The 15093-nt window shown below is 67.1% G+C and carries 9 protein-coding genes and 3 pseudogenes; 4 read left to right on the top strand and 8 right to left on the bottom strand.

The annotated features are described in order from the left end of the window. Positions 1 to 132: 132 nt before the first annotated feature. The 5 genes from efeO (L3V85_RS10630) to L3V85_RS10610 form a co-directional block, all read right to left on the bottom strand. Positions 133 to 969, bottom strand: coding sequence for an iron uptake system protein EfeO (gene efeO / locus L3V85_RS10630; RefSeq protein ID WP_272934785.1), 837 nt, complete (start codon positions 967 to 969; stop codon positions 133 to 135). Between the two features lie 52 nt (positions 970 to 1021). Continuing rightward, entirely contained in the window at positions 1022 to 2347 is a 1326-nt protein-coding gene (gene efeB, locus L3V85_RS10625) for an iron uptake transporter deferrochelatase/peroxidase subunit (RefSeq protein ID WP_237679260.1), read from the bottom strand. A 19-nt stretch (positions 2348 to 2366) separates the two neighbouring features. Continuing rightward, the gene (efeO, locus tag L3V85_RS10620; protein WP_237679259.1) at positions 2367 to 3557 is read right to left on the bottom strand and encodes an iron uptake system protein EfeO; all 1191 of its coding nucleotides are present in this window, start codon (positions 3555 to 3557) and stop codon (positions 2367 to 2369) included. An 8-nt stretch (positions 3558 to 3565) separates the two neighbouring features. Further along, positions 3566 to 4402, bottom strand: coding sequence for an iron uptake transporter permease EfeU (gene efeU / locus L3V85_RS10615; RefSeq protein WP_237679258.1), 837 nt, complete (start codon positions 4400 to 4402; stop codon positions 3566 to 3568). A 156-nt stretch (positions 4403 to 4558) separates the two neighbouring features. Continuing rightward, entirely contained in the window at positions 4559 to 5020 is a 462-nt protein-coding gene (locus L3V85_RS10610) for a metallophosphoesterase family protein (protein ID WP_237679257.1), read from the bottom strand. A 71-nt stretch (positions 5021 to 5091) separates the two neighbouring features. Between L3V85_RS10610 and L3V85_RS10605 the strand changes: the two genes are divergently transcribed. Beyond that, a complete protein-coding gene (locus L3V85_RS10605; RefSeq protein ID WP_237679256.1) occupies positions 5092 to 6555 on the top strand; it encodes a C13 family peptidase in 1464 nt (487 codons plus the stop codon). Positions 6556 to 6572: 17 nt separating this feature from the next. Here the strand turns inward: L3V85_RS10605 and L3V85_RS10600 are convergent, their stop codons facing one another. Further along, positions 6573 to 9440: an aconitate hydratase gene (locus L3V85_RS10600; protein ID WP_237679255.1), complete on the bottom strand. Its 2868-nt coding sequence runs from the start codon at positions 9438 to 9440 to the stop codon at positions 6573 to 6575. A gap of 115 nt (positions 9441 to 9555) precedes the next feature. After that, positions 9556 to 9969: a hypothetical protein gene (locus L3V85_RS10595; protein WP_237679254.1), complete on the bottom strand. Its 414-nt coding sequence runs from the start codon at positions 9967 to 9969 to the stop codon at positions 9556 to 9558. A 120-nt stretch (positions 9970 to 10089) separates the two neighbouring features. Between L3V85_RS10595 and L3V85_RS10590 the strand changes: the two are divergent. The 3 pseudogenes from L3V85_RS10590 to L3V85_RS10580 form a co-directional block, all read left to right on the top strand. Further along, positions 10090 to 10530: pseudogene (locus tag L3V85_RS10590) on the top strand (helix-turn-helix domain-containing protein); the annotation flags it as partial. Positions 10531 to 10686: 156 nt separating this feature from the next. Beyond that, positions 10687 to 12413, top strand: a pseudogene (locus tag L3V85_RS10585) (IS1634 family transposase). A gap of 67 nt (positions 12414 to 12480) precedes the next feature. Continuing rightward, positions 12481 to 12909 (top strand): annotated as a pseudogene (locus tag L3V85_RS10580) (transcriptional regulator); the annotation flags it as partial. Here L3V85_RS10580 and L3V85_RS10575 read toward each other — a convergent pair. Further along, positions 12794 to 15073, bottom strand: coding sequence for an acyl-CoA dehydrogenase (locus L3V85_RS10575; protein ID WP_237679253.1), 2280 nt, complete (start codon positions 15071 to 15073; stop codon positions 12794 to 12796). The pseudogene L3V85_RS10580 and the gene L3V85_RS10575 overlap by 116 nt on opposite strands. Positions 15074 to 15093: the final 20 nt, after the last annotated feature.

Below are 15093 nucleotides of genomic sequence, written 5' to 3'. Positions count from 1 at the left end.
TGAATATCGGCGCGCCAAGTAAGCAATACCCCGAATGCTAGCAATTCTCACTCACGCAAACCTGACCACCCCTCAAAAATGGGGGTTGCGGAGCCGGAAACACCGCGTGCCCGGCTCCGCCGAGGCGCGAGCCTAGTTCAGCCCGAGCATGCCGCGCAGCTTGGAAAGATCTTCCGCCAGCGTGTTCACGCGGCCTGCCAGCAGCTTGCGGTCGCGCTCGGTGAGCTTCGAATAGGTCTCGAAGCCGCCGTCGGCCGTCTTGTACTTGGCCAGCGTGTCGAACACCACCTTGAAGTTGGCGTCGGTCTTGTCCGAGAAGGCCTTGTTTTCCTTCACGACCAGCGGACGCAGCAGTTCGACGATCTTGTAGGCGCCCTCGAAGTTCGACTGGAAATCCCACAGGTCGGTGTGGCTGTAGCGGTTTTCCTCGCCGGAGATCTTGGTCGCGGCCACTTCTTCCATCAGCACCGCGGCGCCGCCCACCACCTTCTCGGGCGGGAAGGTCAGCGCGACCAGGCGCTTCTGCAGTTCGAGCACGTCGGCCAGCAGCTTGTCGGCCACGGGGTTGAGTTCCTTGGTGCTCTTTTGCACCCACAGGCCGTACTCGATGCGGTGGAAGCCGCCGAAGGCCGGGTCTTTCTCGGCCTTTTCATGGTCGTCGGCGCGCGAATCGATCGACTTGTCGAGGTCGTTGAACAGTTCGGCCACCGGCTCGATGCGCTCGTAGCTCGTGCGCGTCGGCGCATACAGCTTCTTCGCCTTCTCGATGTCGCCGGCCTTCACTGCGGCGGTGAAGGCGCGCGTGTCCGTGGCCAGCTTGCGCACGTTCTCGGCGACGTAGATCTTGTAATCGGAGATCGGTCCGACCAGCTCGAGCGGCGACACGGCGGCCTGTGCGCCAAGGGCATAGAGCCCGGCGAAGCCAGCGACGAAAGTGGCGAGGAAGTGGCGGCGGAACTGCACGGTCATGGATCTCCTAGTTCTGGGCAGTGGTGAAAAAACTTGTGCTCCCGAAGCCGCCTCAGGCGGCCATCAGGCTGCGCCCGAGCCAGTCGCGCTCGTCCCGCACGCCGGGCAGCGTGAAGAAGAAGCCGCCACCGATGGGCTTGATGTATTCCTCGAGCGGCTCGCCGTCCAGACGCGTCTGCACCGCGATGAAGCCGTTCTCCAGGTTGGCCTGGTAGCAGATGAACAGCAGCCCCATCTCGAGCTGGCCCGACTTGGTCACGCCGTTCGAATAGTTGAAGGGGCGGCGCAGCATCAGGTTCTTGTCCGAGGCCTTGGTGCGCGGGTTCGCCAGGCGGATGTGCGCATCCATCGGCGTCGCCTTGCCTTCGGGGTCCTTGGCGTAGTCGGGCACGTCGTGCTCCGTCTTGCCGCCGTCCATGGGCGCGCCGGTGGGCTTCAGGCGACCCATGATCGCCTCCTGCTCCTGCAGCGGCGTGCGGTCCCAGCGCTCCACGAAGTTGCGGATGATGCGCACCGCCTGGTAGCTGCCGCCCACGGCCCAGGCCGGCTCGTCGCTGCCGGGCTGCACCCACACGATGCCGTCCATGAGCTTGTCGTCGGCCGAGTCGGGGTTGGCGGAACCGTCCCGAAAGCCCAGGAAGTTGCGCGCGCTCTCGGCCGGCTTGCCGGGCACCGCCGGAATCGGCGGCACGCTGCCTTCCTGTTTCCAGTGCAGCACCAGCAGGTCGGGCGTGTTCTTGATGATGTCGCGCAGCGCGTGGATGTTGGTGTCGGGCGTGTTGGCGCAGAACTGGATCGACAGGTCGCCGTGGCACAGCGCGGCGTCGAGCGCATCGTTCGGATGACGCTGCATCTGGTTGAGCCGCACCGGCTTCTTCTTCGCGAGGCCGAAGCGCTCGTCGAACAGCGAAGTGCCGACCGACACCGTCACCGTGAGCCCGTCGGGCTGCACCACCGGCCCGAGGATGCCGGAGCCCGCGGGCGGCAGCTTGGGGTCGGGGTCGGTCTGCGGGCCGCCCTGCGTGAGAAAGGCGATGCGCTCGGTGAGCGTGCGGAACAGCCGCTCCAGGTCGGCGCGGTTCTCGGCCAGCACGTAGAAGGACGCGATCATGCCGGCCGTCGGGCGCGGCGTGACGATGCCAGCCTGGTGCTTGCCGCGGAAGGGCACACGGTCTTGCGTGTGGGTGCTTTGCGGCGCATCGGTCACTTGCGCGCCGCTGTCCGGCGAATTGGGCGGCCCCGAAGGCGCGGCGCCGGCGCGGGCCGAGGCGGCCAGCCCGGCGAAGGCGACGCCGGCCGCGCCGAGCATGCGGCGGCGGTGCGGGGATTCGGGGCGTCCCTCAGCGGGGACGGCTTCGTTGTTCTTCGACTGTTCCATGGGGATGCTTGCTCTTATGTCATTCCAGGCCGAGCGCGGCGTTCACCTTGCCGAGTTCCTCGGCCAGTGCGCGCACAGGTTCGGCCAGTGCCTTTCTCTGCGCCTCGTCGAGCGGCGCGGACTTGAAGCCATCGCCTTCGCGGTACGGCGCCAGCGCGGCGTCGAAGGCCGCGAAGCGTTCGTCCACGCTCTTTTGCAGCGCGGGCGCAGCCTTCACCAGCAGCGGCTGCAGCAGCTCCGAAATCTTCTTCGTGCCTTCGTAGGTGCCTTGCAGGTTCGCGACTTCGGCGTGGCCGTAGTGGTCTTCGCCGCCGGCCGGCAGGTTGTCGGCCACGCGGCGCAGCAGCTTCGAGGCCGAGCCCGCGAGCCGCTCCGGCGGCATGTTGAGGCCGCGCAGGCGCTCCTTGAGCGCGCCGATGTCGCCCGCCAGCTTGTCGACGACGGGCGCGAGGCCCTTCACGTCGTTCTGGCTGTAGAGCGCGTACTCGATGCGGTGGAAGCCGGTGAAGCCTGCGTCGGCCTCGCGCTTCTCGAAGTAATCGGCGCGCGCGTTGATGCGGGTGTCGAGATCGGCGAACAGCTCGGCCATCGGCTCGATGCGCTTGTAGGCCTGGTGCGCCGGTGTGTAGAGCGCCCTCGCCTGCTGCAGGTCGCCGGCCTTGATCGCTTCGGACAGCGCGCTCACGGCGTCTTCGAGCGAGCCGGCCTCCAGCCGCAGGAAGGTCTGGTACTCGGCCAGCGCGCCCACGTAGTTGACCAGCGACGGCCGCGCCGCTTCGGCATCGGACGCGGCCGAGGGCGTGACAACCAGCTTGCCGCGCGGGTTGCTCAGCAGGCCGCAGGTGATGGCGAACTCGCCGGGCTGCAGCTTGACCGTCATGGTCTGCGAGAAGCCGGGCGCGATGTTCTCGCGCTCTTCCACCACCATCACGCCGTCGAGAATTTCCCACTCGAGCGCGCGGTTCGACTTGTTGACGATGGTGAAGGTGGTGCGCCCCGCGGGCACGGTGATCTCGTTGGGGTCGCAGGCGTTGCCCTGGATCGTGACGGTGACGGCGTTGTCGGCCGTCTTGGGCGGCGCCTTGCGGGCCTCGTTGGAGGCATACCAGAAGGCCGCGAGGCCGGCGACCACCAGCAGGGCCGAGCCGGCCACCGCCGCGCGCATCAGGTTCGAGGTGGAGGGCTTGTTGTCGGGTGAAGAAGAAGACATTGCAGGTTTCAGCGGGCAGCGGCCGCGCGTGGCGCCGGCGCGGGGGCCGAACGCAAAAAGAAGAACAGGGCCACGGCCAGGAAGGCCAGGTAGACGATGACCTCGCCCACCACGGGCGCGGCCTGGTAGCCCAGCAGGCCGGAGAGCACGGCGCCCACGGGGCTGTCCATCGGCAGCGTGTCGCTCATGTCGAACACCACCGTCTGCAGGTGGTTCCACACGCCGCCTTCATGCAGCTTGCGCAACACGCCGGCCAGCAGGCCCGCGGCCACCAGCAGGATGAACAGGCCGGTGAAACGGAAGAAGCGGCGCAGATCGAGCCGCACGCCGCCCGAATAAAGACCCCAGCCGATCACCACCGACACCGCGATGCCGGCCAGCGCGCCGACCGGCGCTTCCCAGCCGCTGCTCTGCTGGAACACAGCCAGCAGGAAGAACACCGACTCCAACCCTTCGCGCGCCACCGCGAGAAACACCATGCCGATCAGCGCCCAGCCCTGGCCGTCGGCGCCCTTGGCGAGCGCGCTGTCGATGGAGGCCTGCAGCTCGCCCTTGATCGAGCGCGCCGCCTTGCGCATCCAGAACACCATCGACGTCAGCATGACGACCGCGATGAGCCCGACCACGCCTTCGAACAGCTCCTGCTGCTTCTGCGGAAATTCGGCCGCGAGCAGTTGCAGGCCCGCGCCCGCGAACAGCGAGAGCGCGGCGGCCAGCAGCACGCCGACCCACACCGCGGGCATCAGCGCGCCGCGCCCGCTTTGCTTGAGGTAGCTGGCAACGATGCCGACGATCAGCGCGGCTTCGATGCCTTCGCGCAGCATGATGAGAAAAGGAATGAGCATCGGCTTCTGGATTCAGGGCGTAGAAAGCCCCCGGAGCCGGCAGATCAGCAACGTGCGACGTTGGCTCCACGGAGGAGCCAACGAGCATAACCCATCAAATAAGAGCCATTCTCATTTGAGGGCTTTTGATTACCAAATGGTAATTAAAGCTCTGTGTCAGACGCTGATTTCGTGGACGCGGGCGGTGACCTCGCCGCCTTCGATGCGCAACTCGGCCACGGCAATGGGCAGCTTGAAGCGGCGCGGGCCCGCGCTGCCCGGGTTGACGTACAGCACACCACCCCGCTCCTCGACCTTCGGCTTGTGCGAGTGGCCCGAGACGACCACGCGCACACCGGCCGCCGCCGGATCGATGCCGAGCTGCGAAAGATCGTGGATCGCATAAAGCCGCACGCCGCCGAACTCGACGACTTCGGTTTCCGCGATGCCGTCGGCCCAGGCTTCGCTGTCGTTGTTGCCGCGCACCACCGTCAGCGGCGCCAGCTCGCGCAGCGCATCGAGGACGCCCGGATTGCCGATGTCGCCGCCATGCACGATGGCATCGCTGCCCTTCAGGAACGCGAGCGCTTCCGGCCTCAACAGGCCGTGCGTGTCGGAGACGAGACCGATGCGGATCATGGGAAGAAGAAAGTTATCGAGGCTAACCCGGGTGGGCCGGAAGGCCCGCGAAAAGCACGGAACGCAAAGGCATGATCGGCGCCATGCCCGAAGACATCATCGCACCGCCGACGCCTCTCGAGAGCGCCGAAGAGCTACCCGCTTCCACGCCGCCGCAGCCGCGCGCGGGCCTGCTGCGCTGGATTGCCGGCGGCCTGCGCGCTTCCGCGCTGCTCGATCCGCGCGTCGACGCGCGGCCCGCGCCCTGGCAGTTGCTGCTGCTCGTGCTGCTGCCCGAACTCGCATGGACCGGCCTGGCGCGCCTGGAGATCGACGGCCCGGCGCGGCTCTACGCCACCGTCAACCTGAACACTCTCTGGTCGCTGGGCGTGCTTGCCTGGCTGGGCTGGTTCGCGCTGTCCGGCCGGGCCGGCAACAACGGGCTGGCGCGCTGGTTCGTGCTGGCCACCTGGGCGATGCTTCCGGCCAATCTGGCGCTCAGCCTGCTGGCCCTGGGCTATACGCGCGGCTGGCTGCCGGCAACGCTCGCCGGCTCGCCCGGCTACTGGATCGCCTTCGGACTGGGCTGCGCGTGGATCGTGCTGGCGCTCGCGCGCTTCACCGCGCGCGAAGCCGGTGCGCGCTGGCGGCTCGCGATCTTCGTACCGGCGTTCACGGCCATGCTTGCGCTGACTTTCTGGCAGTCGCTCTACACACAAGAGCGCGTCTGGCAGGCCGATGCCAGCGCGTCCTCCGAACCCGAGCGTCCGCGCATGCGCCTGACGCAGGAGCTTTTCGAGGAACAGCAGGCGCTGTGGGACCACACGGTCGAGACCCTTGCCGCCGGCACGCCCGGACAGGCCAATGTCTACGGTCTGGTGTTCGCGCCCTACGCGTCGGAAGACGTGTTCCTGCGTGAAAGCCGCATGGTCGCCGCGCTGCTGGAAGAGCGCTTCGACGCCAAGGGCCGCGTGATCCACCTCATGAACCACGCGACCACCGCCGAGACGCTGCCCTGGGCCACACCGCTCAACCTGGAGCGCGCCATCGCCGCGCTGGCCGAGCGCATGGACCGCGAGAACGACGTGCTGGTGGTCTATCTCACCTCGCACGGCGCGCGCGACCACAAGCTGGCCGCCGCGCACTGGCCGCTCAGCGTGCCCTGGCTCACGCCGGAAGAACTGCGCGAGGCGCTCGACAAGGCCGGCATCCGCCACCGGGTGGTCGCGGTCTCGGCCTGCTATTCGGGGGGATGGATCGAGCCGCTGGCCAACGACGACACGCTGGTGATGACCGCCGCCGACGCCACGCACACCTCGTACGGATGCGGCCGCCTGTCCGAGCTGACCTTCTTCGGCCGCGCGATGTTCAACGAGGAACTGCGCAAGACCCGTTCCTTCGAGGCCGCCTTCGCGGCTGCCGTGCCGTTGATCAGGCAGCGCGAAATCGACGCCGGCAAGGACGACGGCTTCTCGAACCCGCAGATCAGCATGGGCGAGAAGATCCGCCCCGTGCTCGACCAGCTTGCGCGGCGGCTCGACGCCGCCGGCAAGTAGGCCGGCGCAGCCAACGATCAGGCCGCCAGCAGCTGGCGCAGCACGAACGGCAGGATGCCGCCGTGCTTGTAGTAGTCGACCTCGATCGGCGTGTCGATGCGCAGGCGCACCGTCACCTCCTGATGCGTGCCGTCGGGGCGGTGCACCACCAGCTTCACGTCCATCTGCGGCTTCAGCTCGCTGCCGATCACCACGTCGATCTTCTCGTCGCCCGTGAGGCCCAGCGTCTGCCACGAATCGGCGCCGCGGAACTGCAGCGGCAGCACGCCCATGCCGACCAGGTTGGCGCGGTGGATACGCTCGAAGCTGCGCGCCACCACGGCCTTGATGCCCAGCAGCTGCGTGCCCTTGGCGGCCCAGTCGCGGGAAGAACCGGTGCCGTACTCTTCGCCGCCGAACACCACCGTCGGCACGCCCGCTTCCATGTACTTCATGGCGGCGTCGTAGATGAACATCTTCTCGTTGCCGGGCTGGAACAGCGTGACGCCGCCCTCTTCCTGCGTGCCGTTGGCGTCCGGCGGAATCATGAGGTTCTTGATGCGCACGTTGGCGAAGGTGCCGCGCATCATCACGTCATGGTTGCCGCGGCGCGAGCCGTAGCTGTTGAAGTCGGCCTTGGCCACGCCGTTCGCCTTGAGCCAGATGCCCGCGGGCGAGCTTTCCTTGATGGAGCCGGCCGGCGAGATGTGGTCGGTGGTGATCGAGTCGCCGAACAGCGCCATGATGCGCGCGCCCTTGAAGCCCGCGTCCGACGCGTGCGGCTTCATCTTGAAGCCCTCGAAGAACGGCGGCTCGGCAATGTAGGTCGACTTGGGCCAGTCGTAGACCTGGCCGTTGGTGCCCTTGATGCTCGTCCAGAACTTGCCCGGATCGGTCTTGACCTTGTCGTAGTTCGCGCGGAACGACTTGGCGTTCATCGCGTAGCGCAGGTTGTCGTCGATTTCCTTCGGCGTCGGCCAGATGTCGCCCAGGTACACGTCCTTGCCGCCCTTGCCCTTGCCCACGGGCTCGGTCATCAGGTCGGTCATCACGTTGCCGGCAATGGCGAAGGCCACCACCAGCGGCGGCGAGGCCAGGAAGTTGGCCTTCAGGTTCGGGTGGATGCGCGCCTCGAAGTTGCGGTTGCCCGAGAGCACGGCCGCGCCGATCAGGTCGTTCTTGGTGATGGCTTCGTTGATCTCGGGCGTGAGGTCGCCGGCGTTGCCGATGCAAGTCGTGCAGCCGTAGCCCGCGAGGTAGAAGCCCAGCTTCTCCAGGTACGGCAGCAGCCCGGCCTTCTCGAGGTATTCGGTCACGATGCGCGAGCCGGGAGCCAGCGAGGTCTTGACGTGCGGCTTGACCGTGAGGCCGGCTTCCACCGCCTTCTTGGCCAGCAGGCCGGCAGCGAGCATCACGCTCGGGTTCGAGGTGTTGGTGCACGAGGTGATGGCAGCGATCAGCACGTCGCCGTTGCCGATGGTCACCTGGCCCTTGGGCGCCGACGGCGCGGTGGCGCTCACGTGCGCTGCCGCCTTGGTGGAGCGGTTGGCCACCATCTCGACCACGTCGAGCGGCGCGCCGGCGGGCGGCGGCGCGGCTTCGTCGTCGCCGCTCTTGCCGGCCGCGGCCAGCGGGTAGCGCAGCTTGAGCTTGTCGGCCGGCTGGTTGAAGCCGTTGGCATCGTTGGGCTTGCTGTACAGCTCCGAGAACTTGGTGGCCAGGTGGCCCAGGTCGATGCGGTCCTGCGGGCGCTTCGGTCCGGCCAGGCTGGGCGACACGGTGCCGAGGTCCAGGCGCACGACCTTGGTGTAGTCGATGTCGCCAGGCGCGGGCATGCCGAACAGGCCCTGCGCCTTGTAGTAGGCCTCGAAGCGCTCGACCTCTTCCTTGGTGCGGCCGGTGCCTTCGAAATAGGCCACGGTCATTTCGTCGACCGGGAAGAAGCCCATGGTCGCGCCGTACTCGGGCGCCATGTTGCCGATGGTCGCGCGGTCGGGCACGGCGATGGATGCGGCGCCGGGACCGAAGAATTCGACGAACTTGCCCACCACCTTCTCGGCGCGCAGGATGGCCGTGACGTACAGCACCAGGTCGGTGGCCGTGACGCCTTCGCGCAGCTTGCCGGTGAGTTCGAAGCCCACCACGTCGGGCGTGAGCATGTAGACCGGCTGGCCCAGCATGGCGGCCTCGGCCTCGATGCCGCCCACGCCCCAGCCGACCACGCCGATGCCGTTGATCATGGTGGTGTGGCTGTCGGTGCCGACCAGCGAGTCGGGGTAGTAAGTGGGCTTGTCGCCCTTGTCGTACGGGCTCTGGTAGACGCCGCGCGCGAAGTACTCGAGATTCACTTGGTGCACGATGCCGAAGCCCGGCGGCACCACGCGGAAGGTATCGAAGGCCTGCATGCCCCACTTCATGAACTGGTAGCGCTCGTTGTTGCGCTGGAACTCCAGCTTCATGTTCAGGTCGAGCGCCTTGGGCGTGCCGTAGTAGTCGACCATCACCGAGTGATCGACCACCAGGTCGACGGGCACCAGCGGCTCGATGGTCTTGGGCGACTTGCCCAGCTTGGCGGCCACGCTGCGCATGGCGGCCAGGTCGGCCAGCAGCGGCACGCCGGTGAAGTCCTGCAGCACCACGCGGGTGACGACGAACGGAATCTCGTCGGTGCGCTCCGCGTTGGGCGCCCAGTGCGCCAGCTCTTCGACGTGCTTGGCCGAAACCTTCTGCCCGTCGCAATTGCGCAGCACCGATTCGAGCACGATGCGAATGGAAACCGGCAGCCTGTCGACGGTCGGGTATTGCTTGGCCAGCTCCTTCAGGGACCAGTACTTGCCGGACTTGCCCGATGCTGTCTTGAAGGTCTTGAGGGTGGACGCAAAGGCATGCGCCGGTGCTTTGGCCATAGAGGGACTCCTGTTTGTTCGTGGAAGCCTCTCAAAGATAGCAGGGATCAATGTCAATCGCTGTAGTCGGGGGACTCGGCTCGCCCCCGTTTTTCCGAATGAGCAGCACGGTCTTTCAGGCCATGGCCATTCGCGCACTGCCACGCGTGCGGCGCAGGCCGGTCCATTGCAGCTCGGCCAGCACGACCACGCAAGCCGCCTGCGCCAGCGCCCATGCCATGCCCAGCGCAGTGACCGCGAACATGCCGCTCACCAGCAGCGCGATGCAGGCCGCGGCCCAGCCGAAATTGCCCACGACGACAAGGCCGATCAACCCGCGCGGCGGCGTGCGGCGGCCGGCCATGAAGGCGGCCATCGCCGCATACGCCAGCAGGAAGACGCCAGTGCCCAAGAGCAGCGGCGCCGGCAGGCCGGTCAGCCGCGCCAGCGCGTCGGTGAAGGCCACCTGCAGCGCGCCGGTCGCGGCGCACGAGGCGGCATCGGCCCACATCACGCGGGGCAGGAAACGAGGGGATGCGAAGACGGACATTCGGTTCTCCTTGGTGTAGTACCGGGGTGGTACGGCGCCAATGATTCCGGCGGCGCTGCATCGCGTCGATGACCTCCGAGGTCATGGCGCCGCGCCGCCGCCGCGCCAGAATGCGGCTCCATGAACACCCTCCGCTCCCATTCGTCCAAGGCCGACCGACCCGGCGCACGTGACCCGTTCGGTGTCCACCTGCGGCACTGGCGCACCCACCGCCGCCTGAGCCAGCTCGACCTGGCGCAGGAGGCCGAGGTCTCGACCCGCCACCTGAGCTATGTGGAAACCGGCCGCGCAGCCCCCAGCCGCGAGATGGTGCTGCGGCTGGCCGAACGGCTGGAAGTGCCGCTGCGCGAGCGCAATGCGCTGCTGGTGGCGGCGGGCTTCGCGCCGATGTACCGGCAGCGCTCGCTCGACGACCCGGCCATGGCCTCCGCGCGCCGCGCCATCGACCTGGTGCTGAAGGGGCACGAGCCCTTTCCGGCGCTGGCCGTGGACCGTCACTGGAACCTGGTCGCGCACAACGCGCTGGTGCCGCTCCTGATGGAAGGCGCCGCGCCCGAACTCCCGAGTTCGACACCAAACCGCCGTTTTCCGATGTTTTCGCGGACCGGTGCCATATGAATCAAGCACTTAGCTGAGGCGTTTTGATTTTTATGTAGTGGCAATGTTTTATTGCTGATGTGTTGGCAATTGCCCGTATTTTTTTGCTACACTTCTTCTATGTTCATCAAGCTCACCCGCTCAGGCGGCCACACCTACGCCCAGTTGGTGGAGTCCTTCCGAGACGAACACGGCAAACCCCGCCAGCGCACGCTGGCCACCATCGGGCGGGTGGACGAAACAGATGGACAAGTCGACTCACTGCTGGGCGGTCTGCTTCGCGCCAAGGGTCGCTCACTGAGTGAGACATCCGTTCCCCAGGTGCGTTTTGAATCCGCACTGGCCCTGGGCGATGTCTGGGCGCTGGATCAACTCTGGCACGAGTTGGGTTTCGATGGCTTGGCTGCTGTCTTTCGCCGCGCACGCTTTACCAACCCCATCGAGCATGCCCTGCGGGTGATGGTCTTTAACCGGCTGTGCGACCCCGACTCCAAGCTCGGGGTGCTGCGCTGGCTGCAAACCGTCAGCATGCCGGGTATCGATGCAGAGGCACTCACCCACCAGCAACTGCTGCGCAGCATGGATGCGCTCATGGACCACCAGGACGCGGTGGATGAATGCGTGGCGGGCCTTTGCGCCCGCTGATTGATGAGGATCTGTCGGTGGTGTTCTACGACCTGACCACCATCCGCGCCCAAGGACTGAGCCAGCAAGAGGGTGACGTGCGCCGCTATGGGATGTCCAAGGAAGGCATGGTGGTGCGCCAATTCATGCTCGGCGTGGTGCAAACAGCCGACGGCATGCCTATCTATCACGAGGTGTTTGCGGGCAACACAGCCGAGGCACCGACGTTGGAGCCGACCTTGAAGAAGGTGATGGCGCGTTACCCGCACATCCGCCGCCTGGTGGTGGTGGCTGACCGTGGGCTGCTTTCGCTGGACAACATAGAGGCCTTGTCCGAGTTGCGCTTGTCGGGTGGGGCCAGCGGATCAACCGATCAAGCGCTGGAGTTCATCCTGGCAGTGCCGGGGCGGCGCTATGGCGAGTTCGCAGACATACTGGAGCCGATCAACGCCCGAGCCCGAGCCCGCGCATCAGAGCAAGAAACGACAGAAGAGACTATCGATGAGGCGCAATGGCAGGGTCTTCGTCTGGTGGCGGCCCATAACCCGCAGCAGGCGGCCGAGCAGACTGCCAGTCGTCAGGCGCGCATTGACCAATTGCGCCAGCGCGCCGACCAGCTGGTGGGCAAGCTCGATTCGCAAGATGCAGGCAAGGCACACCGGGGTAGAAAGCTGTCTGATGCGGGTGTGACGGCACGCTTCTTCCATGAGGTGAGCGAGGCGCACCTCAAGCGCATCATCAAGGTCGATTTGCATGCCGATCTGTTCACGTATGACATCGACCAGGCAGCTCTGGCCCGCGCCCAGGCGATGGATGGCAAGCTGCTGCTGGTGACCAACGTGGCGGACTTGACACCCAAAGAGGTGGTGCAGCGCTACAAGGCACTGGCAGACATCGAACGGGGATTTCGGGTGCTGAAGTCGGAGATCGAGATTGCGCCGGTGTTCCACCGCCTGCCCGAGCGCATCAAGGCGCATGCGAGCATTTGCATGCTGGCCCTGATCCTGTACCGCGTGATGCGCCAGCGCCTGAAGATGAGTGGCAGCGATTTGTCACCGGAGGCTGCCCTGGCGGACTTGCGGCGAATTCAGCGCCACCGTGTGAGCATCAACAATGCCGCGCCCATTGCGGGCGTCTCTTCCATCGTCCAACGCCAGACCGATGTGCTGGCCGCACTGAAGATCAAAAAACCCCAGCAAGACACCCAATTGAGCCTGCTGTAGTGGCAGCCGAGAGTCTTGGCCCATACAAATCAAGCACTTAGCGCGGTTGGTGTCGAACTCGGGCGAACTGCTGAAGCCGCCCATCAACGTGCTGCGCCTGAGCCTGCACCCCGACGGCGTGGCCCCGCGCATCGCGAACCTGGCGCAGTGGCGCACCCATCTGCTCGAACGACTGCAGCAGCAGATCGCGGCCACCGGCGACGCGGTGCTGCAATCGCTGCACGACGAACTCGCGGCCTACCCCGCGCCTGCCGTGAGCCACGACGCGCCGGTGCTCGACACCGCGCTGTCGGCGGTGGCCGTGCCATTCCAGGTGGTCATGCCGAGCGGCGTGCTGAGCTTCATCAGCACCATCACGATCTTCGGCACGCCGGTCGACGTCACATTGCAGGAACTCGCGGTGGAATCGTTCTTTCCGGCGGACGAACAGACGGCGGCGGCGCTGGCTGCACTGGCGGCGCAACTGGCGCAGTCGACGCCGCAGCAGGCGGGTTGAGGTCGGCCTTGCCGTCCGCGCCGCGCGGCGGGCCCTTGAAGTCGTCCACCTGGATGACCTTGTCGGCCGCCTTCAGGTAAGCCAGCGCAAGCTCGGGGTCGAGCGCCGAGCTGGCCGCCTCCTCCAGCGAATTCGTGCGGCGCAGCACCTTGTTGAGCGCGGCCGTGGTGTCGCCGAGCTGCGCCGAAAGCTCCATCGCATGCATCAGGTCGCGCAGGCCGCCGGCCGCAGGCTCGCTGAGGTCGGGCGCGAGGCGCTCGACGATGCGCGGGTTCTTGCGCAGCAACTCCGCCAACTCGATCAGCTGCACATCGCGCAGCGGCGCCAGATGCGCGGTGCGGCGCAGCACCAGCGCCCCGATCACGCGCCGGCCAGCCGTCGGCAGGTTGGCGTACAGGTCGCGCAGGATCTTGCCGGCCTCGTCGAGTTGCAGCCGGATCGCGGCCTGCGCGAACGGCAGCAGCTCGGGCGCGCCGTCGACGCGGTAGCGCCAGATGCTCGCGCTGGCCAGATACAGGTGGGCGAGCACATCGCCGAGCCGCGCCGACAGCAGTTCCATGCGCTTGAGCTTGCCGCCGAGCATGCCCATCGCGAGATCGGCCGTGAGCGCGTACTTGGCGCTCATGCGCGCCACCAGCCGCGCCTCCGGCAGTAGGTCTTCGGGCGGCTCGCCCAGCACCGGCGCGCCGAACAGGCTGTGCCACAGGTTGGTGGCCACGTGCCTGCCGTGCGCCATCAGCGCCTTGCCGAGCGCGGTTTCGTCGCCCGCTTGCACGGCCGCCATTTCGTCGAGCACATGCGGATGGCAACGCACCGCGCCCTGCCCGAACACGATGAGCGCGCGCGTGAGGATGTTCGCGCCTTCCACCGTGATCGCGATCGGCGCCTGCCGGTAGGCCACGCCGAGCAGGTTCGAGGGGCCGTAGATGATGCCCTTGCCGCCCAGGATGTCCATGCCGTGGTTCACGGCACGTCGCCCCGCCTCGGTCAGCTGCACCTTGAGAATGGCGCTGGCCACGCTGGGCCGCTCGCCCTTGTCGAGCGCAGCGGCGGTGAAGCGCCGCGCCGCGTCGGTCGCATACAGCTCGGCCGACATCTGCGCCACCAGCCCCGCCACCGCGTGGAACTTGCCGACCGGCATGCCGAACTGCTCGCGGATCTGGCCGTAGCCGTTGCTCACGTATAGCGCTGTCTGCTGCATGGCCGAGCCCAGTGCGGGCAGCGAGATGGCGCGGCCCGCGGCCAGGCATTCCATCAGCATGCGCCAGCCCTGGCCGACCTGCTTGTCGCCGCCGATGATCCAGTCCATCGGCACGAACACTTGCCGCCCGTGGATGGGGCCGTTCATGAAGGCGCTGTCCATGGGGCGATGGCGCCGGCCGATCTCCATGCCTTCATGCGGCACGGGAATCAGCGCGCAGGTGATACCCAGCTCGCGCTGGCCCTCGGGCCGGCTCTCGTCCACGGCATGGAAGGCCAAGCCGACCACGGTGGCCACCGGCGCGAGGGTGATGTAGCGCTTGTCGAAATCGACCAGGAAGCCGCGCGTCATGCGGCCCTCGAACTCGCGCTCGACCACCACGCCGCGATCGGGAATCGATGCCGCGTCCGAGCCCGCATAAGGCGAGGTCAGGCCGAAGCACGGCAGCTCGCGGCCATCGGCCAGGCGCGGCAGGTAGTGGTCTTTCTGCGCGTCGGTGCCGTAGCGCAGCAGCAGTTCGGCCGGCCCCAGCGAGTTGGGCACCATGACCGTGACGGCCGTGGCGGTGTTGATGGTGGCGATGCGCGTCACCACGGTGGCGTGCGCGAAGTGGCTGAAGCCGAGGCCGCCGAACTCCTCGGGAATGATCATTCCGAAGAAGCGCTTTTCACGCAGAAAGCGCCACACCTCAGGCGGCAGGTCGCGCGCCTGGTCGATCGCGTGGTCGTCCAGCATGTGGCACAGGGCGCGCACTTCGTTGTCGAGAAAGGCCTGCTCGCGCTCGGTGAGCTGGTTCGGCCCCATGGCCGCGAGCACGTCGAAATCGGGACGCCCCGCGAACAGCCGGCCCTCGAAGCCGACGGTGCCGGCCTCGAGCGCGGCCCGCTCGGTATCCCCGAGCGGCGGCAGCGCCTTCGAGAATGGCTTCATGGCCCATCGGCCGATCAGTGTCGCCAGCGGCATGGTGCGTCTCCTTCCGCGAC

Origin of the sequence: Variovorax paradoxus (assembly GCF_022009635.1) — a bacterium.
In the GTDB taxonomy this organism is placed as follows: domain Bacteria; phylum Pseudomonadota; class Gammaproteobacteria; order Burkholderiales; family Burkholderiaceae_C; genus Variovorax.
The sequence above is the reverse complement of the archived record's forward strand: the minus strand, read 5'-3'. Positions and strand labels throughout refer to the sequence as shown.

What these genes read in the sequence shown, in the direction of transcription:
- efeO (WP_272934785.1), bottom strand. Translation starts at nt 969, where the DNA reads ATGACCGTGCAGTTCCGCCGCCACTTCCTCGCCACTTTCGTCGCTGGC.
- efeB (WP_237679260.1), bottom strand. Translation starts at nt 2,347, where the DNA reads ATGGAACAGTCGAAGAACAACGAAGCCGTCCCCGCTGAGGGACGCCCC.
- efeO (WP_237679259.1), bottom strand. Translation starts at nt 3,557, where the DNA reads ATGTCTTCTTCTTCACCCGACAACAAGCCCTCCACCTCGAACCTGATG.
- efeU (WP_237679258.1), bottom strand. Translation starts at nt 4,402, where the DNA reads ATGCTCATTCCTTTTCTCATCATGCTGCGCGAAGGCATCGAAGCCGCG.
- L3V85_RS10610 (WP_237679257.1), bottom strand. Translation starts at nt 5,020, where the DNA reads ATGATCCGCATCGGTCTCGTCTCCGACACGCACGGCCTGTTGAGGCCG.
- L3V85_RS10605 (WP_237679256.1), top strand. Translation starts at nt 5,092, where the DNA reads ATGATCGGCGCCATGCCCGAAGACATCATCGCACCGCCGACGCCTCTC.
- L3V85_RS10600 (WP_237679255.1), bottom strand. Translation starts at nt 9,440, where the DNA reads ATGGCCAAAGCACCGGCGCATGCCTTTGCGTCCACCCTCAAGACCTTC.
- L3V85_RS10595 (WP_237679254.1), bottom strand. Translation starts at nt 9,969, where the DNA reads ATGTCCGTCTTCGCATCCCCTCGTTTCCTGCCCCGCGTGATGTGGGCC.
- L3V85_RS10575 (WP_237679253.1), bottom strand. Translation starts at nt 15,073, where the DNA reads ATGCCGCTGGCGACACTGATCGGCCGATGGGCCATGAAGCCATTCTCG.